General features: G+C 65.9%; 21 protein-coding genes, 1 tRNA gene and 1 riboswitch. Of the genes, 11 read left to right on the forward strand and 11 right to left on the reverse strand.

All coding sequences use genetic code 11. The features are described from left to right. Positions 1–26 precede the first annotated feature (26 nt). The 3 genes from M1D40_RS16250 to M1D40_RS16260 are packed head-to-tail and all read right to left on the reverse strand — an operon-like array spanning position 27 to position 2,999. Positions 27–818 carry an energy-coupling factor transporter transmembrane component T family protein gene (locus M1D40_RS16250; protein WP_461171076.1) on the reverse strand — a complete coding sequence of 264 codons (792 nt, stop codon included), beginning with the start codon at positions 816–818 and terminating at the stop codon, positions 27–29. 50 nt (positions 819–868) lie between these two features. After that, positions 869–2,386, reverse strand: a complete 1,518-nt coding sequence (locus M1D40_RS16255) for an ABC transporter ATP-binding protein (protein ID WP_341395169.1) — start codon at positions 2,384–2,386, stop codon at positions 869–871. Then, entirely contained in the window at positions 2,373–2,999 is a 627-nt protein-coding gene (locus M1D40_RS16260) for an ECF transporter S component (RefSeq protein WP_341395168.1), read from the reverse strand. The genes M1D40_RS16255 and M1D40_RS16260 overlap by 14 nt, the downstream gene beginning before the upstream one ends. A 59-nt stretch (positions 3,000–3,058) precedes the next feature. After that, positions 3,059–3,219: riboswitch (TPP riboswitch) on the reverse strand. Between the two features lie 87 nt (positions 3,220–3,306). Here M1D40_RS16260 and M1D40_RS16265 point away from each other — a divergent pair. Continuing rightward, a complete protein-coding gene (locus M1D40_RS16265) occupies positions 3,307–3,570 on the forward strand; it encodes a DUF4235 domain-containing protein (protein ID WP_341395167.1) in 264 nt (87 codons plus the stop codon). A 26-nt stretch (positions 3,571–3,596) separates the two neighbouring features. On the opposite strand, the gene mnhG is transcribed toward M1D40_RS16265, so the two are convergent. Genes mnhG through M1D40_RS16295 form a run of 6 tightly spaced genes read right to left on the reverse strand, consistent with a single transcriptional unit; the run spans position 3,597 to position 10,153 of the window. After that, the gene (mnhG, locus tag M1D40_RS16270; RefSeq protein ID WP_461169496.1) at positions 3,597–4,169 is read right to left on the reverse strand and encodes a monovalent cation/H(+) antiporter subunit G; all 573 of its coding nucleotides are present in this window, start codon (positions 4,167–4,169) and stop codon (positions 3,597–3,599) included. Between the two features lie 3 nt (positions 4,170–4,172). Then, on the reverse strand, positions 4,173–4,430 hold the full coding sequence (locus M1D40_RS16275; protein ID WP_461171077.1) for a monovalent cation/H+ antiporter complex subunit F: 258 nt from the start codon (positions 4,428–4,430) through the stop codon (positions 4,173–4,175). Beyond that, entirely contained in the window at positions 4,430–5,056 is a 627-nt protein-coding gene (locus tag M1D40_RS16280) for a Na+/H+ antiporter subunit E (protein WP_461169497.1), read from the reverse strand. The genes M1D40_RS16275 and M1D40_RS16280 overlap by 1 nt, the downstream gene beginning before the upstream one ends. Then, positions 5,053–6,663, reverse strand: coding sequence for a Na+/H+ antiporter subunit D (locus tag M1D40_RS16285; RefSeq protein ID WP_341395164.1), 1,611 nt, complete (start codon positions 6,661–6,663; stop codon positions 5,053–5,055). Before M1D40_RS16285 ends, M1D40_RS16280 begins: the two co-directional genes overlap by 4 nt. Then, positions 6,660–7,148, reverse strand: coding sequence for a Na(+)/H(+) antiporter subunit C (locus M1D40_RS16290; RefSeq protein WP_152223407.1), 489 nt, complete (start codon positions 7,146–7,148; stop codon positions 6,660–6,662). Before M1D40_RS16290 ends, M1D40_RS16285 begins: the two co-directional genes overlap by 4 nt. Then, entirely contained in the window at positions 7,145–10,153 is a 3,009-nt protein-coding gene (locus M1D40_RS16295; protein WP_461169498.1) for a Na+/H+ antiporter subunit A, read from the reverse strand. The genes M1D40_RS16290 and M1D40_RS16295 overlap by 4 nt, the downstream gene beginning before the upstream one ends. A 205-nt stretch (positions 10,154–10,358) precedes the next feature. On the opposite strand from M1D40_RS16295, the gene M1D40_RS16300 reads away from it, so the two are divergent. Continuing rightward, positions 10,359–11,732 carry an MFS transporter gene (locus M1D40_RS16300; RefSeq protein WP_461169499.1) on the forward strand — a complete coding sequence of 458 codons (1,374 nt, stop codon included), beginning with the start codon at positions 10,359–10,361 and terminating at the stop codon, positions 11,730–11,732. A 26-nt stretch (positions 11,733–11,758) separates the two neighbouring features. On the opposite strand, the gene dcd is transcribed toward M1D40_RS16300, so the two are convergent. Next, positions 11,759–12,334 (reverse strand): dCTP deaminase, encoded by a 576-nt coding sequence (gene dcd, locus M1D40_RS16305; protein ID WP_341395161.1) that lies wholly within the window; start codon positions 12,332–12,334, stop codon positions 11,759–11,761. A gap of 54 nt (positions 12,335–12,388) precedes the next feature. Then, positions 12,389–13,243, reverse strand: coding sequence for a tryptophan 2,3-dioxygenase (locus M1D40_RS16310; RefSeq protein WP_461169500.1), 855 nt, complete (start codon positions 13,241–13,243; stop codon positions 12,389–12,391). Between the two features lie 197 nt (positions 13,244–13,440). Between M1D40_RS16310 and M1D40_RS16315 the strand changes: the two genes are divergently transcribed. From M1D40_RS16315 to M1D40_RS16355, 9 genes are all read left to right on the forward strand, one after another. After that, positions 13,441–13,959, forward strand: a complete 519-nt coding sequence (locus M1D40_RS16315; protein ID WP_461169501.1) for an SseB family protein — start codon at positions 13,441–13,443, stop codon at positions 13,957–13,959. A 106-nt stretch (positions 13,960–14,065) separates the two neighbouring features. Further along, complete coding sequence (locus tag M1D40_RS16320; RefSeq protein ID WP_461169502.1) at positions 14,066–15,109, forward strand: M4 family metallopeptidase; 1,044 nt, start codon at positions 14,066–14,068, stop codon at positions 15,107–15,109. Continuing rightward, the gene (locus M1D40_RS16325) at positions 15,106–15,417 is read left to right on the forward strand and encodes a protealysin inhibitor emfourin (protein ID WP_341395157.1); all 312 of its coding nucleotides are present in this window, start codon (positions 15,106–15,108) and stop codon (positions 15,415–15,417) included. The genes M1D40_RS16320 and M1D40_RS16325 overlap by 4 nt, the downstream gene beginning before the upstream one ends. Before the next feature lie 50 nt (positions 15,418–15,467). Further along, positions 15,468–15,541: transfer RNA gene (locus M1D40_RS16330), tRNA-Gly, on the forward strand. 161 nt (positions 15,542–15,702) lie between these two features. After that, complete coding sequence (locus M1D40_RS16335) at positions 15,703–16,629, forward strand: AEC family transporter (RefSeq protein WP_341395156.1); 927 nt, start codon at positions 15,703–15,705, stop codon at positions 16,627–16,629. Between the two features lie 139 nt (positions 16,630–16,768). Continuing rightward, positions 16,769–18,088, forward strand: coding sequence for an extracellular solute-binding protein (locus M1D40_RS16340; RefSeq protein ID WP_341395155.1), 1,320 nt, complete (start codon positions 16,769–16,771; stop codon positions 18,086–18,088). Further along, positions 18,085–19,047 (forward strand): carbohydrate ABC transporter permease, encoded by a 963-nt coding sequence (locus tag M1D40_RS16345; protein WP_341395154.1) that lies wholly within the window; start codon positions 18,085–18,087, stop codon positions 19,045–19,047. The genes M1D40_RS16340 and M1D40_RS16345 overlap by 4 nt, the downstream gene beginning before the upstream one ends. Then, complete coding sequence (locus tag M1D40_RS16350) at positions 19,047–19,889, forward strand: carbohydrate ABC transporter permease (protein ID WP_341395153.1); 843 nt, start codon at positions 19,047–19,049, stop codon at positions 19,887–19,889. The genes M1D40_RS16345 and M1D40_RS16350 overlap by 1 nt, the downstream gene beginning before the upstream one ends. Positions 19,890–19,926: 37 nt before the next feature. Continuing rightward, positions 19,927–21,195 carry an ABC transporter ATP-binding protein gene (locus tag M1D40_RS16355; RefSeq protein WP_341395152.1) on the forward strand — a complete coding sequence of 423 codons (1,269 nt, stop codon included), beginning with the start codon at positions 19,927–19,929 and terminating at the stop codon, positions 21,193–21,195. Positions 21,196–21,214: the final 19 nt, after the last annotated feature.

Genomic DNA, 21,214 nt, shown 5'->3' on the forward strand with positions numbered 1-21,214 from the left:
GGGTCCCCGGCCGGGCCCCGGCCGGCCTAGGTGAGGATGAAGTTGAACGTCCCCGCCGCCACGGCGGCAGCCAGTGCAGCGCCGGCAGACACCGCCCCGTACAGAGCCACCCAGATATCCAGGCCGGTGAACACGGACGTCCGCGCCCAGGTCCGCTCGCCGCTGCCAAAGCCGCGCGCCTCCATGGCCGCTGCCAGCCGAATGGCGCGGCGCACCGCCTGGACCAGCAGCGCCACCGACTGCCCGAGGAAGGACCGGGCACGGGCCAGCGGCCCTGCGTCCGAGCCGATCCCGCGTGCGTGCCGGGCCATGCCCAGGGTCTGCCATTCCGAGACCAGCAGGCCGACCAGCCGCATGGCAGCCAGCGCGCCGAGCACGAAGCGGTGCGGCAGCCGCAGCTTCTGGGCCAGCGCATCCGCCAGATCCGTCGGGTCCGTGGAGACCAGCAGATAGATTCCGGGCAGGGCGATCGCCAGCCCCCGCAGTCCAATCGCGATGCCTGCCTCCACCGAATCCGAGGTGAACAGCAGCGGCCCGGCGTCCAGCAGCACCGCTCCGGTCTTTTCGGCCAGCAGTGCGGTGCCGTAGGCGCCGATGAGGGCAGCAACAAGCAACGGCCAGATGCGCTTGAGCAGCGTCAGCGGCTCAATCCGCAGCAGCGGCAGCAGGACCAGCTCGGACGCCAGGACTATTGAGGCACTGATCCAGTCCACGCTCACCAGCACAGCCACTGTCAGAGCCAGCGCCGCAGCCAGCTTGGACAGCGGATTGGCCCGTTCCAGCAGCGTTCCGGCCGGCCGCCGGGAGGGGTTGCGCAGGTCGGCGGGTTCCTGGTGCTGTGCTGTGAAACTCAATTCTTCCGAGCGTTTCACAGCAGCGCTCCGGCCCGGGCGGTGCCGTGTTCCACCCGCAGGAGGCTGCCGCCCAGGGCAGCTAGGAATTCGGCGTCGTGGGTCACGGAGACCACCGCCGTGCCGTCAGCCACCAGCGTACGGAGCAGTGCCACGAGCTCGGCCCAGGTGTTCGCGTCCTGCCCGAAGGTGGGTTCGTCCAGGAGAAGCACAGCGGGGTCGGTGGCGATCATCGTGGCGACGGAGAGGCGGCGCTTCTCTCCGCCGGAGAGGGTGAACGGGTTGGCGTCCAGCAGCGCGGACAACCGCAGCCGGTCGGCCAGGGAAGCCACCAGCCCGGCTACCTGCGCTTCGGACTTCCGCCCCGTGCGCCGGGGTCCGAAGGCCAGTTCCTCTCGCACCGTTGCCGCGAGGAACTGGTGCTCGGGTTCCTGGAAAACGGTGCCGATCCGGGTCACCAGGTCCGTTGATTTCCACCGCGCAGGATCGGGCCCTGCAGCACCGGCCAGTGCGGGGGCGGCACGCAGGGCGCCGGCGACGGGCTTCAGCAGCCCGCCCAGGGTCAGCGCCAGCGTGGACTTTCCGGCCCCGTTGGGACCGGTGATCCCCAGGGCGGTTCCGGCCGGCAGCGCCAGGTCCACATCGCCCACAACAGCCGGTGCCCGCTTGGAGCGTCCGGCGCCCAGACCGCGGGCTTCAAGCAGGAGTTCCCCCGGTGTTCCGGCCGCCGGCCCGCCAACGGCAGGCCGCACTCCGGGCAGCCAGACCCCCGCGGCGCGGAGGCGGTCCCGGTTGGACGGATCGGTGAGGACCTTCGAGGGCGGTCCGTCGGCGAGGATTCCGCCGTCGGCCGCCAGGACCACCACGCGGTCCACGACGTCGGCCCACACTGAAACGCGGTGTTCCACCACGATGAGCGTGGCGCCGGTGCGTTCCAGGACGCGTTCGACGGCGGCACGGACCTCCAGCACTCCCGCCGGGTCCAGGTTGGCCGTGGGTTCATCGAGCAGCAGCAGCCCGGGCCGCATGGCCAGCACCGATGCCAGAGCCAGCCGCTGTTTCTGCCCGCCGGACAGGGCTGCGGTGGGATGGTGCAGCGGAACCCGGAGCCCGACGTCGTCCAGGCTCGCCCGGACCCGTTCCCAGATCTCCTGCGGCGGCACCCGGAGGTTTTCGGCGCCGAACGCCACTTCGTCGCCCACCCGGGAGAGCACCAGCTGGGAGTCGGGATCCTGCAGCACAAGTCCGGCCCGGCCGCGGGCCTTCAGCGGAGTTTCCCCGTCCAGGGTCAGGGTGCCGTGCTCCTCACCGGCGGCATCGGGGCCGGACCCTTCGCCCAGCACGCCGGCGAGGGCATGCAGCAGGGTGGATTTGCCGGCGCCGGAGGCCCCGAGCAGCAGCACCTTTTCGCCGGCCTCAATGTCCAGTGACAGGGATGAGACGGCCGGGGTGCTGCGCCCGGAGTGCCGCCAGCTGTAGTCGCGGGCTCGGACCGCTGCGGGGGCTCCGGCCGGGGACCGCCTAGGCGCGTGCATGGGAGCGAACGTCCGCAGCCCGTCCGGACGCAAACGGGGCCAGCACTCCGGTGCGGGCCAGCGCCCGGGCGATCAGCCAGGAGACAAATCCGGCAATGACGGCTCCGGAGACGGCGGCGAACAGCGTGTACAGCGCCTGCCACTGGAAGGCCCATTCCGGCTTGTAGAGGATGCTTTCACTGACGCCGAGGAAGATTCCCGAGACAAGTCCGGCCAGCACCGCCACGGGCAGCGTGTACCGGAGGTAAAGGAACGCCAGGAACACCAGTTCCGCGCCGAGGCCCTGGATGAAGCCGGAGAGCAGCACCGACAGGCCGAACTGGGTGCCCAGCACGCCGGAAACTGCGGCGGCGAGGACTTCGCAGTAAATTGCAGCGCCGGGTTTGCGGATAATGAGCGCACCGAGAACGCCGGCGATCAACCATCCGCCGGTGTACAGCCCGCCGAGCGGAGGGAAAGCAAGGATCAGGGCTTCAACGCCGGCGTAGCCCAGGGACCAGGCCCAAAAAATTACGCCTACTGCCACGCCCAGCACGGAGGCGACCACAATATCCACCACCCGCCACGGGCGCCGGAGGGATGACAACTGCTGCTGGAAACGGTTCTGCTGCATAAAAAAATCCTCCTGAGGTACAGGAGGGGAGGGACCGTCCACGGCGGACTGCCGTGAGGTCCCGTGAGATCTCGACTCCCTAGCGCCGGTACTAACCGGATCAGGTTCGAGGGTCTGCGGATGTCCGCACTCTCAGCGCCGTTGGTCTTTCCTTGTTCTTTCTGACCGGCTGTAACCCCGGGCAGAGAGTAAGGGCAGAGGCGCTCCCCTGTCGTATGTTTGCGCCTCCCACTGTACACACGGAACGGCCCGAAGGGGAGGATCGGCGGGTAGGGTTAGGGAAAAGGCCTTCAACCCTAGGAGCATCATGAACCTGATCCTCAAACTGCTCGCCACCGGTGCCAGCATCGGCGCCGGTCTCCTGTCCGCCAAGATCCTGGACTTTGTCTGGACCCGGGTCACGGGCAACGAGCCGCCCCGCGACAAGGACGGTGTCCTGGACGTGAGCCTGCGCACCGCGGTGATCTTCGCCGTCGTATCCGGTGCCGTCAGCCAGGGCATCCGCGTGCTGACGAACCGGGGCACCCAGCGCGCCATCCAGCGCTACCAGAAGACGCCGGAAATCGTCTAGGCGTCCTCCGCCTTACTTCGGGGCGCTCAGCCCTCGGGACTGTGTCCCGGGCGGCGGGCGCCCTGATTGTTTTCCGCTTCGGCTCCGGACACAGCCCCGGGCTGCGCCTCGGGAGCCCGCGCCGGAGTAACGGGTACGGCGTCGTCGTCCAGCGAGCCGGCCGGCGGGTGTTCGCCGGGGTCGCCGTCCACGCGCGGGTCTTCACTGTCGCTGTCATCCCCGGCGGTTCCGGCGTTGGCCTGCAGCAGCAGCTCCTGCGCCCGCGCCACAACGTCGTCGAGCTCGTCGATCGTCAGCAGCTCCGGCCGCAGGTGCTTGGTGCGGTAACCCGCGCGGCCAATCATGTGGGCGGAGACCGGGGCGGTGAGGAGCATGAACAGCCAGCACACGGCAAGGACCGGCAGCAGGACCCAGCTTTCAAACTGCACGGCCATGGCCAGCAGGAACAGCAGCAGGCCCAGCACCTGGGGTTTGGAAGCGGCGTGCATCCGGCTCATGAGGTCGGGGAAACGCGTGAGGCCAATGGCTGCGGCCAGCGACATCAGGGCACCGCCGAGCATCAGGACTCCGACAATGACGTCTTTCAGTTCCTGGTTCACCGGTTATCTCCTGTCCGTAACGAAGCGGGCAACCGTCACGGAGCCAATGAAGCCGATCAGCGAGACGGACACCAGGAGCGCCAGGAAGTTGAGGTTCTTGTTCACGATCATGTCCGTTGCGAGAGCGGCACCAACGATTGCCAGCAGGACATCGGCTGCCAGCACCCGGTCCAGAATGGACGGTCCGCGGGCGATCCGGAAAATCGCACCGGCCGCTGAGGCCGACAGCATGATGGACACCAGGACCACAAAAACGGTCATCATGACGGGGCTCCCTTGCTGGTTGCAGCGGTACCGCCCGGCACGGCGGCTTCTCCTCGGGACAACGCTTCTTCAGCCTTCAGGACTTCCAGGTCCTCGCGGGTGCCGATGCTGCGGATCAGCCAGGATTCGGTGTCCCGGACGTCCTTGCGGACCTTATCCGCGTGTTCGGGGGTGGAAACGTTCAGGCAGTGCAGGTACAGCGTGGAGGTGGACCGGTCCACCTCCACCACCAGGGAACCGGGGATCAGCGACAGCGCGTGGCCGGTGGCCGTGACCAGAAGGTCCGAGTGGCTGCGCAGTTTCACGCCCACCACGGCGTTCTTGATGTGCGGACCCTTGGCAACGGACAGCCACAGCACTTCGAAGCTGGCGTGGACCAGCTTGTAGAAGAAGCGGACCGCGAAGCCCAGCGCATAAACCGGGTTGAACCGGCCGCTGAGCTCCACCGGCGGCAGGTAGAAGATGTTGGCCACGATGAAAGCGATAACCGCACCGAAGACCAGGTTGCCGGCGCTGAAATCCTGCCAGAGGGCGCCCCAGAGGAACACCAGCCAGATCAGCAGCGGGATTTCCTTGAGCAGCGGCACGCGCGGGCGCTTGCGCATTTGGGCTTTGCGGGTCATCGGTTAGCCCCCTCTCCCAAAACGGCTTCAATGTAGGGCGTGCGGTCCAGCAGGTCCTGTGCCGCGTCGTCGCTGAGCGAGAACAGCGGCCCGGCCAGGACACTGAGCGAAACACCCAGTGCCACGAGCCCCACGGTGGGATACACCATGGTCCGCGGCAGCAGGTCGACGGCGTCGCGGCCGGCGAACTTCCCCGAGGACTTCTCGGTAACGTCGCCGGAGTTGCGCAGTGAAGAGCCGCCGACGCCCGTGGCCAGCAGGATGGGGTCGGGGTGCACTGCGTCCTCCGGTGTCCGCCAGAATGCCCGGTTCCAGACGCGGGCCATCACGAGCAGGGTCAGGAGGCTGGTCAGCACGCTGGCGGCTACCAGGACGTAGGCCAGCGGAGTACCCAGGTCCACGCCGGCTTCCATGAGCCCGAGCTTGCCGAGGAAGCCGGAGAACGGCGGAATCCCGCCGAGGTTAATGGCCGGAATGAAGTACAGCACGGCCAGCAGCGGGGACAGCTTGGCCAGCCCGCCCAGCCGGTCCATGTTGGCGGTGCCGCCGCGGCGCTCAATCAGGCCTGTGACCAGGAACAGCGAGGTCTGGATCGTAATGTGGTGGACCACGTAGAACACGGCGGATCCAATGCCGATCACCGATCCCACGGCCAGCCCGAACACCATGTAGCCGATGTGGCTGACAAGGGTGAAGGAGAGCATTCGCTTGATGTCCGTCTGCGCCAGCGCGCCGAGGATCCCGACCACCATGGTCAGCCCCGCCACCACCATTAGCAGCGTATTGATCCGGTCGCCGGGGAAGAGCAGCGTCTCGGTCCGGACCATGGCGTAGACGCCAACCTTGGTCAGCAGCCCGGCAAACACGGCGGTCACCGGAGCCGGAGCCGTCGGGTAGGAGTCAGGCAGCCAGAAGGACAGCGGGAAGACGGCGGCCTTGATGCCGAACGCCACCAGCAGCATCAGGTGCAGCATCAGCTGTGTGCCCGGGTCCAGGTCGCCCAGTTTGACGGCCAGATCGGCCATGTTGACCGTGCCGGTGGCCGCGTAAATCATGGCAATGGTGATCAGGAACAGCAGCGAGGAAACCACGCTCACCACCACGTAGGTGACGCCGGCGCGGATGCGCGGCGTGGTCCCGCCCAGGGTCATCAGCACGTAGCTGGCCGTAAGCAGGATTTCGAAGCCCACGTACAGGTTGAACAGGTCTCCGGCGAGGAAGGCATTGGACACCCCGGCCACCAGGATCAGGTAGGTCGGGTGGAAGATCGAGATCGGCCCGTCCTCGTCGCCGTCGGTCATGCCCTGCCCCGCGGCGTATATGAGGACCGCCAGGCTAACGGCCGAGGAGACCACCAGCATCAGCGCGGAGAACTGGTCCACCACCATGGTGATGCCCACCGGCGGCAGCCAGCCGCCCAGGTTCACCGCCTGCGCACCGGTCTCCCACACCGAGAACAGCAGGATCACTTCCAGGATCAGCGTCACGGTCAGGATGCTGATGCTGATTACGCGCTGGGCGCGCGTGTGCCGGATCAGGATGAAGGCCAGGGCGGCACCGAAGAACGGCAGGACCACCGCCAGCGGGGCCAGACTTATCGTGTTCATTCCTTGGCCTCCGGGCTGGTGCTCTGACCGGTGGCGCGCAGGGAGCCCGGCGCCTCTTCAGCCTCTTCGGGCGGGGTGAATTCGGTGGTGTCCTCGGGGACATCGGCGTCGTCTTCGGCATCAAAGCTGCTCTGGCTCGCCACGCGGCGGTCTTCGATGTCGTCCTGGACCTCATCCTGGCGGCTCAGCACCCAGGAACGGTAAATGATGCCCAGCATGAACGCGGTCACGGAGAAGGAGATGACGATGGAGGTGAGGATAAAGGCCTGGGGCAGCGGGTCGTTGTAGTCTTCCGCTGCAATGTCCGCGTTGAACAGCGGGGCAAGGCCCTGGAACCCGCCGGTGGAGAGCAGCAGGATGTTCGTGGCGTTGGTGAGCATGGTCAGCCCCAGCACCACGCGGGTCAGGCTGCGCTCCAGGAGCAGGTAGATGCCGCAGGCGTACAGCGCTCCCATGATGACCATAAAGGTGATGTTTATGCTCATCGGGCTACCTCCTCCTCTCGGCTGGCTATTTCGGGTTCGGGCTCCAGTGTCTCCTCCTGGCTGGAGGAACCGCCTTCACTGCGTTCATCAATTTCGGAGCCCAGGCTCCGCAGGACATCCAGCACCAGTCCGACCACCACGAGGTACACGCCGATGTCGAAGATGGTGGAGGTGACGAACTTGATCTCGCCGAAGAGCGGCCAGGTGAACTTGATAATGGCGCTCTGCAGAACCTGCCCGCCGAAGAACAGCGGCACGGCCGCTGACAATCCGGCTATGCCGAGCCCGCCGCCAAGCAGGAGGCCGGCGCTGACCGGGCTTGCTTCCGCCAGTTCGAAGCGGCCGCCGGCCAGGTAGCGGATGGTCAGGGCGAGTCCGGCCATGAGCCCGCCGGCAAAACCGCCGCCGGGCATGTTGTGGCCGGCCAGCAGCAGGTAGATCGAGAACAGGATCACCGAGTGGAACAGCAGGCGCGTGACCACTTCAAAGATGATTGACCGGCGTTCCGGGGCAAGTGTCCGGCCGGCAACCAGCCAGGCGTCACGGCTGACGCTGGAGAACTTGCGGGCCAGTGCCAGTGTGGCCTGCTGGCGTCCGGACGACGACGCAAAGTGTTCGCGTCCCCGGTCCACGGAGCCGGTGGCAACGCCCTCGGCCCGGCGTCGCTTGTCGCCGCGTCCGCGGACAAAGATCAGAGATGCGACGCCGGTGGCGGCCATGGCGAGGACGGAGAGCTCTCCGAAGGTGTCCCACGCGCGGACGTCAACGAGCGTCACGTTAACAATGTTGGCGCCGCCGCCCACCTCGTAGGCCAGGTCCGGGAATGCCAGCGATATCGGCTCGGCGACCCGGGAAGCCATGGCCGTCATGGCGATCATGACCATGGTGGCTCCGAAGGCCAGGCCCAGCGCCGCGCGCAGCAGCCGGTGGCCGGCCGGTTCGCGCTTCCACAGCCGGGCGGGCAGGGAACGCAGTGCCAGGACAAAGGCCACCAGGACGATGGTTTCCACGAGCATCTGGGTCAGGGCCAGGTCGGGTGCGCCCTGCAGGGCGAAGATCAGGGCAATTCCGTAGCCGGTGACGCTGACCATCAGCACTGCGAGGAAGCGCTTGTTGGCGCGGGCTGCTGCCAGCGCACCCAGGATAATGCCGACGCCGATGACTACCTGCAGCGGCGAGTCAAACCAGTGGAACTGCTCGGGCAGGGGCGCGTCCCGCACGATGAGCGCAAACAGCGGGGTCACGACCGCCACCGACAGGATGACGAAGAGGTAGAACATCAGCGAACCGCGCTGGGTGCGGCCGGTAACCCAGACCGCGACGTCGTCGAGCACGCCGATGATCCCGCGGTAGGAGCGCTCGGCATCCAGCGGGGCGGTGAACCGTGCCTGCACCCGTTCCACGCCGAGGCGCTGCCAGAAGAGCAGCAGCCCCATCCCGATGGTGATGACCGTGAGCAGCAGGGCGGTGGTGAAGCCGTGCCACAGCGCCAGGTGCGTGGGTTCGCCGTCGGCCGGGTACAGATCAGCGTAGGAAACGATGGCCGCGTCCAGCGGTGCCGGCCACAGGCCGAACACCACGCTGACGACGGCGAGGATGCCCGGAGCCGCGAGGAAGGCCCAGGGAACCCGCTTGAAGGGCGTGGGCGGGCAGTTTGCCTTGGTGGCAAAACCGCCCCAGACAAACCGGGCACTGTAGGCGAAAGTGAGGATGGAACCGATGACGACGCCGGCCAGCAGCACTGCAGCTCCTGCGGTTCCCTGTTTCTCGGCGTAGTGGACGAAGGTCTCGTAGACCGATTCCTTCCCCACGAAGCCGAGCAGCGGCGGAACGCCCGCCATCGAAGCGGCGCCGATGAGCGCCACGATGAACAGCTGCGGGGAGGAGCGGTGGATGCCGGAGAGCTTGCGGATGTCGCGGGTGCCCGACTGGTGGTCGACGATGCCCACCACCAGGAACAGGGTCGCCTTGAAGAAGCCGTGGGCCAGTAGCATGCCCAGCCCGGCAACGGCGGCTTCCCGGTTGCCGAGCCCCACCACAAGGGTCAGGAAACCGAGCTGGCTGACGGTTCCGTAGGCCAGGATCAGCTTCAGGTCGTACTGGCGCAGCGCGCGCCAGCCGCCCAGCAGCATCGTCGAAAGGCCCAGGACCAGCACGACGACGTGCCAGTACGCGGACTCCGAGAAGCCGGGGGCGAGGCGTGCCACCAGGTAGATGCCGGCCTTGACCATGGCAGCGGCGTGCAGATAGGCGCTGACCGGCGTGGGTGCGGCCATGGCGGCAGGGAGCCAGAAGTGGAACGGGAGCAGCGCGGATTTCGACACCGCGCCGACGAGCATCAGCACAATGGCCACGTCGACGACGGCGCCGCGCTCAAGCAGCTGCGGAGCCATGGCCAGGATTTCGGAGATCCGCAGGGTACCGGCGGTGTCTCCGATCAGGACCATGCCCACCAGCATCGTCAGGCCGCCGAAGGTGGTGACGATCAGCGCCTGCAGGGCCGCCCGGCGTGCCGACAAACGGTGCGCCGAGTAGCCGATCAGCAGGTAGGACAGAATGGTGGTCAGTTCCCAGAAAATGAACAGCAGGATCAGGTCATCTGCCGTCACAAGGCCGAACATTGCCGCGGCGAAGGCCAGCAGCTGGGAACCAAAGGCACCCATTTGGGGGTCCCCGGGCCGGAAATAGCGGGCGCAGTAGAAAAGGACCAGTGATCCGACGCCGAGGATAAGGATGGAAAGGACCGCGGCCAGGGTGTCCATCCGGAATGCCAGCTCCACGCGGAGATCGGGAATCCAGGGGATGATCACGGACGGCGGGGCGTTGGGAGCGCCCGAGGCCAGCGTCTGGTCGGCACCTGTGTACCGGGGGAACGTGACCAGCAGCCACACAAAGGCTGCTGCGGGGACGGCGGCAAGGACGTAGAACGCCGACCGGCCGATCCTGCGGAACAATAAGGGCGCCACCAATGCCACCGTAAACAAAACGGTGAGCACAATTAGCACTAGATCTCCCGAGCTTTTTTGACTGTCTTCCAGCCGCGGACAGGGCTGCAGTTATCAAGGTGGTGGTCAGAGGGCGTCCACCTATTCTACCCATGGCATACAGCCAAGTCTCATCGGCGGTGCCACAGCGGGCGCCGCACCAACAGACATGCCGGAGCTTCCGGGTAACCCGGCCCCCGCACCGCGCAGGGATAGCATCTGGCTTATGACCTCCGACACAGAAGTTCCGCGCGCATCACCCGGCGGTTTCCGGCCGCCGGCCATCCGGAAGCGGCAGGTCGCGGCATGGGCGGCCTGGGACTGGGGATCCGCGGCGTTCAACGCGGTCATGACCACCTTTGTGTTCACCGTGTACCTGACGTCCGAGAGCTTCGGCGGCGAGGCTCATGCCTCCTCGGTCCTCGGATACGGCGTGGCACTGGCAGGAGTGGCAGTGGCGCTGCTGGCGCCCGTCGTCGGGCAGCGCTCCGACGCCGGCGGGCGGCGGAAGCTGTGGCTCGGGATCAATACGGGGATGGTCTGCCTGGTCACCGCCCTCTGCTTCTTTGTCTTTCCGCGCCCGGAGTTCCTGCTGCTGGGAGTGGGCCTGATTGCCCTGGGCAACGTCTTCAGCGAATTTGCCGGCGTCAACTACAACGCCATGCTGTCGCAGATCTCCACCCCCGCCACGGTCGGCAGGGTCAGCGGCTTCGGCTGGGGCATGGGGTATGTGGGCGGCATCGCTGCCCTGGCCGCAGTGCTGGTCGGATTTATCAACCCCGATGTCGGATGGTTCGGCGTCACCTCGGAGGACGGCCTGAACATCCGGGCCGTTGCTGTCTTCGCCGCCGTCTGGCTGGCCGTCTTTGCGCTTCCGGTGTTGTTCATGGTTCCCGAAGTCCCCCGGCAGCAGCGTGCCGCGGGAATCGGCTTCTTCGCCTCCTACGGGCTGCTCTTCCGCCGCATCAAGGCCATTTTCAAGACCAGCCCGCATACGGTCTGGTTCCTGCTGGCCAGCGCCGTGTTCCGGGACGGCCTGGCCGCGGTCTTCACCTTCGGCGGCGTGATTGCCGGGGGAACCTTCGGCTGGGAATTGCCCGAGGTGATCATGTTCGCGATCTTCGGCAACGTGGTGGCCGCCGTGGGCGCCATCGCCGGCGGGGTTCTCGATGACCGGGTCGGACCGAAAAACGTCATTGTCTTCTCGCTGGTCGGGCTGCTGGTCTCCGGCGGACTGATCGCGGTTTTTGGCCCCGATGAGCAGAGCATGCTGGGGCTGCAGTGGTCCGGCGACACCACGTTCTGGATCTTCGGCCTGCTCCTGTGCCTGTTTGTGGGACCTGCCCAGTCCGCGTCCCGGGCCTTCCTGGCCAGGCTTGCGCCCGAGGGCCAGGAAGCCGAACTGTTCGGGCTCTACGCCACGACCGGCCGTGCCGTGAGCTTCCTGGCACCGGCACTGTTCGCCGCGTTCATCAGTATCTTCGGCGCCCAGCGCTACGGCATCCTGGGCATCCTGCTCGTCCTGCTCCTGGGCCTGCTGGCACTGCTGCCCGTCCGCTCTCCGGACAAGACACCGCGTGCGGTGGTTCCGGAGGTATAACGGCGGTTCCGGAGGCTCGGAGGAGCCTAGACCGCGCTGCGGTGGAAGTTCAGGTGGCTGCGCGACGCCGTCGGGCCGCGCTGCCCCTGGTAGCGGTTTCCGTACTGCCCGGAGCCGTAGGCGAACTCGGCGGGCGAGGTCAGCCGGAAGAAGCACAGCTGGCCGATCTTGGACCCGGGCCAGAGCTTGATCGGCAGCGTTGCCATGTTGGACAGCTCCAGCGTGACGTGGCCGGAGAACCCGGGGTCGATGAAGCCGGCCGTGGAGTGCGTCAGCAGGCCGAGCCGGCCCAGCGAGGACTTGCCCTCAAGCCGCGCGGCGATATCGTCCGGAAGGGTGACGGTCTCGTAGGTGGAACCGAGCACAAATTCACCCGGGTGCAGAATGAACGGTTCATCGGGATCGACCTCCACCAGGCGGGTCAGGTCCGGCTGGTCCAGGGAGGGATCGATGTGCGCGTACTTGTGGTTGTCGAAGAGCCGGAAGAACCGGTCAATGCGCACATCCACACTGGACGGCTGGACCATTCCGGGTTCATAGGGATCAAGAACGATCCGCTTGTCGGCAATCTCGGTTCGGATGTCGCGGTCAGAAATCAGCACCTTCTAAAAATAGCGCATTCCCGCCCTCCGGCCGCCCGGGTCCGGCCGGTGCCCTCAGCGGCCGATTTCCGTCCGGACCGCGTACAGCTCGGGGAAAAACGTCAGCTCCAGCGCCCGCTGGAGGAAGGAAGCTCCGGAGGATCCGCCGGTTCCCCGCTTGAATCCGATGGTGCGCTCCACGGTCTTCAGGTGCCGGAAGCGCCACAGCTGGAAGTTGTCTTCCAGGTCCACGAGCTCCTCGCAGGCTTCGTAGATGTCCCAGTGCTCGGAAGCGTTCTCGTAAACGTGTTTGTAAACACGCATCAGGTCCTCGTTCGCCACGTGTGCCCGGGTCACGTCCCGGTCCAGCAGCTCCCCGGGGACGGCGTATCCGCGCCGGTGCAGGAAGCGGATGAACTCGTCGTAGATGCTGGTTTGTCCGAGGAGCTCGGTGAGCAGTTCCATAGCTGCCGGATCCGCTGCAAAGACATTGACCATACCGGCGTTCTTATTGCCCAGCAGGAATTCCACCGCGCGGTACTGGTAGGACTGGAACCCGCTGGAGGCGCCGAGGTCCCCGCGGAACTCCGAGTACTCCGAGGGAGTCAGCGTGGCCAGCACTGACCATTGTTCCGTCAGCGAGCGCTGGATGTGCTTGATCCGGGCGATACCCTTCATGGCCCCGCGCAGGTTGTCCCCGGCAAGCTTGGACCGCACGGCCCGCAGCTCGTGCAGGACCAGCTTCAGCCACAGCTCGGAGGTCTGGTGCTGAATGATGAACAGCATTTCATCGTGGTGCTCGGGATTGCTGACCGGATGCTGGGAGTCCAGCAGCGTCTCCAGCGCCAGGTAGGAGCCGTAGCTCATCTTGTCGCTGAAGTCCCGTTCGATACCGGCTTCCAGGCTGCGGGTGTTCCTGCTGACGCTCATCGGTGCTCCGTGTTTCGTGGCGGTTCAGACAGCTCCTACGGTAGCCCTCCCCGGTGCGCTGCGCCCTCCCCGGCGCACCGGCGGCTCCGCATTCGAAAGACCCGCCGCTTGAAAGACCCCCCTGCCGCTGTGCCAAACTTGCCGCTGGGCATAACGCGATGAACAAGGCATTTAACAGAACTTCCAAGGAGAGTCCCATGGAGAGCACCGACAGCACCGACAGCACGGGACAGGAAGATGCCGTTCCCGGGCAGACGCAGTATCAGGATCCGGAGGGAGCAGCAGCGCTGGAAGAGGCGATTGCTGCCGGAAAAGAAGGACGGATCAGCAGCCAGGAGCTGGTGGCGCGCATCTGCGAATCGGAGCTGCTCAGCGTGGGCCGGCTCCAGGACGAGCAGGATCCCGCGTCCTTCCAGGCACTGGTCCTGAGGGCGCCGGAGGGTGAATCCGCGGTGGCAGCCACTTTCACCACCGCCGCCCGCGTCCCGGAGCAGATCCGGGAACAGGCCCCGGTCATGGTCAAGGCCGGGGGTGAGGCGACGCTGCGCAGCATCGCGCAGGGCTACGGGCTGGCGATCAACCCGGGCAGTGACATGGGCCTTGAACTGGCGCCCGAGGGTGTAGCAGCCATTGTGGCCGCCTATGACCAGGCTGCAGCCAACCGGGCGGCACCGGCAGCTTCCGACGGCGAAGCAGACACCCCGCAGGCACCGTAGCCGGGGCGGATTGACCGCCTCCCCTTGCACTGTCGGACGGGGCCTCTAGGCTGAGCCCACAGGTGCAGAATCCTGCTCCTGCCGCATCCGGCATCGGAGGTCACCCATGATCTGCTCCATTGTTCCCCCCTATCTGCTGGCCCGCATCGCGGAGCAGCAGGGAGGCAGTTTCACCAGGGCAGCGGAGGCAGCACGGCGGGCTTTGGCCGAGCTGCCTCCGCTGGAGTACGCCCGGTCCCGGGCCAGGCAGTCTCCCGCCCCGCCGCCGGGGACGGCTCTTGCGCCGTCCCTGCGGCGGGAAGTGTCCGACGCCGGAGGCACGGAAACGCTGCCGGGCACCCTGATCCGCTCCGAGGGCGACGAGCCTTCCCGGGACGAAGCAGTGGACGAAGCCTACGAGGGACTCGGTGCCACCCATGCGCTGTTCAGGGACATTTACGGCAGGGCCTCGGTTGACGGTGCCGGCGGTTTGCTGGCCGCCACCGTGCATTACGGGCGGGAGTACGACAACGCCTTCTGGAACGGCGGGCGCATGGTCTGCGGGGACGGCGACGGAGAGGTCTTCCAGCGGTTCACGAAGTCGCTGACGGTTATCGCCCATGAGCTGACCCACGGAGTCATCCAGTACACCTCCCGGTTCGAATACCAGGGCCAGGCCGGGGCGCTGAACGAGTCGGTGTCCGATGTCTTCGGCGTTCTGACGGAGCAAAAACTCCTGCACCAGGAAGCCGCTGAGGCAACCTGGCTGGTGGGTGCGGGCCTGTTCACCGAGCAAGTGTCCGGGACGGCCATCCGCTCCCTGAAAGCTCCCGGGACGGCCTACGACGACGACGTCCTGGGCAGGGATCCGCAGCCCGCTTCCATGGCCGGTTATGTTTCCACCGAAGCAGACAACGGCGGGGTCCACATCAACTCCGGCATCCCCAACCATGCCTTCTACCTGGCTGCCGCCACGCTGGGGAACTTTGCCTGGGAGCGCGCCGGCCAGATCTGGTACGACACCATCACCGAGCAGGACCTGCCGGCGGACTGCACCTTCGACCTGTTTGCGGCGGGGACACTCGCCGCAGCCGGAAAACGCTACGGGACGGCCGGAGCCGAATACAGTGCCGTAGCCGATGCCTGGGAAGCGGTGGGCGTGCTGCCATGAAGATCGTAGTGGTTCGAACGGGCGGATTCGCCGGCCTCACGAGGGTCTGGAGCGCCCAGGTCAGCTCGGAGGAGGCTGAACGGGAATGGCTCCCCCTGCTGCAGAATCCCCCGCCGGAACAGCCCGGCGGCTCCGACCGTTTTGTGTACGAATTCCAGGTGGGACAAACCGCGGTGACGCTGCCGGAACAGTGTGTGCAGGGGCGCTGGCGGGACCTGGTGGAACGCGCCCGGCAAGCCAGCGGCGACGGCCCCGGGCAAACCGGCGGGGAGCGGGACGGCGACGCCCCGCACGGCGAATTCGGGTGAGGCCGGGGTTACATGTAAAGTAGTTTTCTGTGCCGGAGTACTCCGGCTTTGCGGGCGTAGCTCAATGGTAGAGCGCTAGCTTCCCAAGCTTGATACGCGGGTTCGATTCCCGTCGCCCGCTCCACGGAAACCCCGGAAATCCTTGCGATTTCCGGGGTTTCATCTTTTCCGCTCCGTTCGCTTCCGGCCGTATACTGGGCGGCGATGAGCCACTTACCGCCCCAGCCCGCCCCCTCGCCCGAGGTCCGCAGGGCCTCCCTTCCCCCGTCCGTGCTGTAGTACCCGGTGCTGGGGGTACTGACCGGGTTTGCGGTTGTCTGGATCATCATCCTTGTCGGCTATCTGATCGGCCGGCTGGGGGTGCTCGGCGACAACGCCCAAAACGTCCTGAGCCGGCTCGCGTTCTTCGTGGCCTCACCGGCGCTGCTGCTGGTAACGATGAGCGATGCGGACCTGCACACGGTGTTCTCACTGCCCCTGCTCGTTGCCGCCGCCAGCGCGTTCGCCACCGCTGCCGCCTTTGTGCTGTGCACCCGCTGGTGGCTGCGCCGCCCGCTGCCCGAACTGCTGATTTCCGCCATGTCCTCGTCACTGGTCAACGGCGCCAACCTGGGCCTGCCGATCGCGGTGTACGTTCTGGGAGACGCGGCGTACATCGCGCCGGTCCTGATTTTCCAGATGGCCATCTTTACCCCGATGTTCCTGATGCTCCTGGACTCGGCGACCAGCGGACGGCGCACTTCGCTGCGCATTTTCCTGGGCCAGATTGTCCGAAATCCCATCATCATCGGCACCCTGACCGGCTTGGTCCTGGCGGCCACCGGGCTGAAGCTGCCGGTTATCATCCTCGAACCGGTCACTCTGATCGGAGGTGCCGCCGTGCCGGCCATGCTCCTGGCCTTCGGAATTTCCCTGGTTGGCTCACGGCTGCTTCGGCGCGACGGCGGCCGGCGCGCCGACGTCGTGCTGGCGTCGGCGTTCAAACTGGTGCTGCAGCCTGTGCTGGCCTATCTGCTGGCGCGGTTCGCCCTGGGGATGGAGGGGCACCTGCTGTTCGCCGTCGTCGTCACCGCCGCCCTGCCCACCGCGCAGAACGTATTTGTTGCCGCCAGCCGCTATGAGGAAGGCGTACTCGTCGCTAAGGACACCGTGCTCCTCACCACAGTGGTCTCGCTTCCCGTCCTGGTGGGGATCGCTGCGCTCCTGACCTGAGGAAACTACTTCCCTGCGCCCGCTTGGCAGTGGCGCAAAACACTGTCAGGGCATAATGTCGTTCGAAAGGCTGCTGAGGGTGGCAGCCGCCGCGGATTTACCCGGTCCGCGCCTACGACGAGGTGGAGGCACAGCACCGATGCCAACGGACGCACGACACTACGGCCGAACCCGCAAAAGGACCCACGCCGCCGCAGGGCTTGCTCTCGCAGTCGGAGCCACTTTGCTCAGCGGGTGCAGCTCTGCTGAAGGGCCTCCCACCCTCACCTGGTACATCAATCCGGACGCCGGAGGCCAGGCCACCATCGCGGAGACCTGCACCGAGCAGTCGGACGGCGCTTACACCATTCAAACGTCCCTGCTCCCCAATGACGCGGCAGCGCAGCGGGAGCAGCTTGCCCGGCGGTTGGCAGCAGGCGACGACACCATGGACATCATGAGCCTGGACCCGCCCTTCGTTCCCGAATTCGCGGAGCCGGGCTATCTGGCGCCCGTACCCGAGGACGTTGCGGAACGCACCACTCAAGATGTGGTGGAAGGCGCCCTGGCCGGAGCCCGCTGGAAGGACAAGCTGGTGGCCGTTCCGTTCTGGGCCAACACGCAGATCCTCTGGTACCGCAAATCAGTGGCTGAGGCAGCCGGCATGGACATGACCCAACCCGTGACGTGGGACCAGATCATCCAAGCGGCCGCCAGCCAGGACAAGTACATCGGTGTCCAGGGTGCCCGCGCGGAGTCCATGACCGTGTGGGTGAACGCACTGATTGAATCGGCCGGCGGCACGATCGTTGAAAATCCCGACGCACCGGCGGATGAAATCCGGCTCGGCATCGACTCGGAAGCCGGAACCCAGGCCGCGGAAATCGTATCCACCATCGGCAAGGAAGGGCTTGGCGGGCCCGGCCTTCCCACCCAAACTGAAAACACGTCCATGATCCAGTTCCAGGGGGACCAGGGGTCCTTCATGGTGAACTACCCTTTCGTCTGGCCCGCCACCAATGAAGCGGTGACGGCGGGAACGCTGCCGGCAGGTCTGATCGAAGACATCGGCTGGACGCTCTACCCGCAGGTCAACGAAGGTGAAGACACCGCTCCGCCGCTGGGAGGCATCGACCTGGGTGTCGGCTCCAACAGCAAGTATCCGGATCTGGCCTACCAGGCGATTGAATGCATTGTGAGCCCGGAAAACCAGGCCCAGTACTTCACCACCAACGGCAACCCGCCGGCGAGCGCCGCGGCCTACGACGCTCCCGGAGTGACCGATACGTTCCCGATGGCGGAAACCATCAGGGAGTCCCTTGAACTGTCCAAGCCCCGGCCGCAAACCCCGTACTACAACGAGGTGTCGACCGGAATCCAGCAGACCTGGACTCCGCCAAGCGCGGTTGATCCGGCCACCACGCCGGCAACAAGCGGCGAATTCATTCTTGCGGTCCTGAAAGGGGAGAAGCTGTTGTGAGTACTTCCGTAGAAGCCCCCAGGGGAACCACCCCGGCCCCGGCTCCGGCCAAGCCCCGGCTCAGTGACCGGGCCCGTTCCGAACGGCGGCTCGGCCTGTCGCTGGCGCTCCCGGCGTTCATCATCATGCTGGCGGTCACCGCCTACCCCATCCTGCTGGCCGTGTGGGAGTCGCTGTTCAAGTACCGGCTCACGGCTCCGGCCGACCGCGAATTCATCGGCCTTGGCAACTACGCAGTGATCCTCACGGATTCCCTGTTCTGGCGGGACCTCGGAGTAACGCTGCTGATCACCGTCATCACCGTTGTGGTGGAACTGGTCCTGGGCTTTGCCCTCGCCCTGGTGATGAACAGCGCATTGAAGGCCGTCCGCGGCTGGCTGCGCACAGCCATCCTGGTGCCGTACGGCATCATCACGGTGGTATCGGCCTTTGCCTGGTTCTACGCCTTCGACATCGATTCGGGGTACATCAACAACTGGTTTGACTGGGTGCCCGGCATCAACCCGGACCTGAACTGGTTCGCCAACGGTCCCAGCGCCCTGTTTGTCATCATGGCCTCGGAGATCTGGAAGACCACCCCGTTCATCTCCCTGCTGCTCCTTGCCGGACTGGCGCAGGTTCCGGGTGAGCTGACGGAAGCCGCCGAAGTCGACGGCGCCACCTGGTGGCAGCGGATGTCCCGGGTCATCCTCCCCAACATGAAGGCCGCCATCATGGTTGCCGTGCTCTTCCGGGCCCTTGATGCCTTCCGAATCTTTGACAACGTCTACATCATGACCAACGGCGCGTACGGGACGGAGGTCCTCTCCCTGCTCGCCTACCGCACCTCGATTACCAGGCTCGAAATAGGCATGGGCTCAGCTGTGTCCGTGCTGCTGTTCCTGTGCGTCATCCTCATCTGCTTCATCGCCATCAAACTGTTCAAGGTGGACCTCACCGGTGCACGAGGGGGTAACTAATGAAAGCCTCGCCCACGAGGCGGCGGATCACCTGGACGATTATCTCGATCCTGGTCATCCTGTACGCACTGTTTCCGGTGGCTTCCATCCTGGCCACGTCGTTCAAGCTGCCCAGCGACCTGACATCGGGAACGTTCCTTCCCACCACCTGGTCGTTCTCCAACTATGAACAGATCCTGGTCGGTGACGCGCAGGGCCTGTTCCTCTCCTCGCTGCGCAACTCGATCGGCATTTCGCTCATCGCCACCTTCATCGCCGTCGTGCTGGCCACCCTGTGCGCCTATGCCATTGCGCGGCTGGATTTCCCGGGCAAGAAGCTGATCCTGACCACCGCACTCGGCGTGTCGATCTTCCCGGTCATTTCCATCGTGACGCCGCTGTTCAATCTGTGGCGCAACATCGGGCTCTACGACACCTGGCCCGGTTTGATTATTCCGTATCTGTCGTTGACGCTCCCGATCTCCATCTGGACCCTGTCAGCCTTCTTCCGGCAGATCCCCTGGGAGCTGGAACAGGCCGCCCAGGTTGACGGCGCCACCACCTGGCAGGCGTTCCGGAAGGCCATCGTGCCGCTGGCCGCACCCGGGGTATTCACGACGGCGATTATTGCCTTCTTTATCGCCTGGAACGACTTCGTCTACGGCATCTCGCTGACCTCAACCGACGCGGCCCGGCCGGTGCCGGCAGCTCTGGCATTCTTCACCGGCGCGTCCCAGTTCGAAGAACCGACGGGCGCCATCTCGGCGGCCGCAATTATTGTCACCATTCCCGTTGTTGTCCTGGTGCTGGCGTTCCAGCGCCAGATCGTCTCGGGTCTAACCCAGGGCGCCGTCAAGGGCTAGTCCCGGCACGTCCGGTCGAAGAAAAGGATTTGTTCTCATGGCATCGATCACCCTCAAGAATCTCGTCAAAAAGTACGGAGACGGCTTCCCCGCCGTGAACGATGTCAGCTTGGACATCGCGGACGGCGAGTTCATCATCCTGGTGGGCCCCTCGGGCTGCGGCAAGTCCACGTTGCTGCGCATGATCGTGGGGCTGGAAGACATCACCTCGGGAGACCTGCTCATCAACGGAGAGCGGGTGAACGACAAGGCGCCCCGCGACCGGAATCTCGCCATGGTGTTCCAGAACTACGCCCTCTACCCCCACCTCACCGTCTTCGAGAACATCGCGTTCCCGCTGCGCCTGGCCAAGGGGAAGTACACCGAGGAACAGGTCCGCAAGCTGGTCAACGACGCAGCGGCCACGCTGGAGCTCACCGAGCACCTGGACCGCAAGCCGGCCAACCTGTCCGGCGGGCAGCGCCAGCGGGTTGCCATGGGCCGTGCGATTGTCCGGCAGGCTGATGCGTTCCTCTTCGACGAGCCGCTGTCGAACCTGGATGCGAAGCTGCGCGGCCAGATGCGGTCGGAGATCTCCCAGATGCAGCGCCGGCTCGGGACCACCAGCGTCTATGTGACCCACGACCAGACCGAGGCCATGACTCTGGGTGACCGGGTGGCAGTCCTCAAAAAGGGCATCCTGCAGCAGGTCGCTTCCCCGCGCGAGCTCTATGAGCAGCCCGTCAACCTCTTCGTGGCCGGGTTCATCGGCTCGCCGTCGATGAACTTCCTGCCGGCAACGGTGGAAGGAAACGTGCTGCGGACCGCTGTCGGAGACCTCACGATTCCGCAGGACAGGGCGGACAAGGCCGCCGGGAAGAACATTGTCCTGGTGGGGCTGCGGCCGGAATTCTTTGAGGACGCAAAGTTTGTTGACGAGGCCAAGCGCCCGCACGGTTCAATCTTCACCGCACCGATCAGCCACACCGAGTGGCTGGGCAACGAACAGTACGGCTACATCCCCTTCAATCCGGACCCCGAGGTCAAGGAACTGCTGGACAACCTCGCCCGCGACATGGATGCCGACGAGCTGCGGCCGCAGATTGTGGTCACCCTGGACGCGGCGTCACGCATCCGGGGCGGCCGGGACGCCGAGCTGTGGCTGGACACCCGCAAGGTGCACCTGTTTGATCCCGAGTCCGGCGAGAACCTGACCCGTGATGCGCGGGCCGGCGCAGAACTCACCGAGGAAGCCAATGCCGCCCGGGCCGAGGAAATCGCGATGGCCCGCGAAAGGGACGCGGTCAGCAGCGGCGTCGACTCCTAGCAGCCCTTCGCCGGGCCCC

The sequence above is a fragment of the Arthrobacter sp. Z1-15 genome (genome assembly GCF_054792395.1).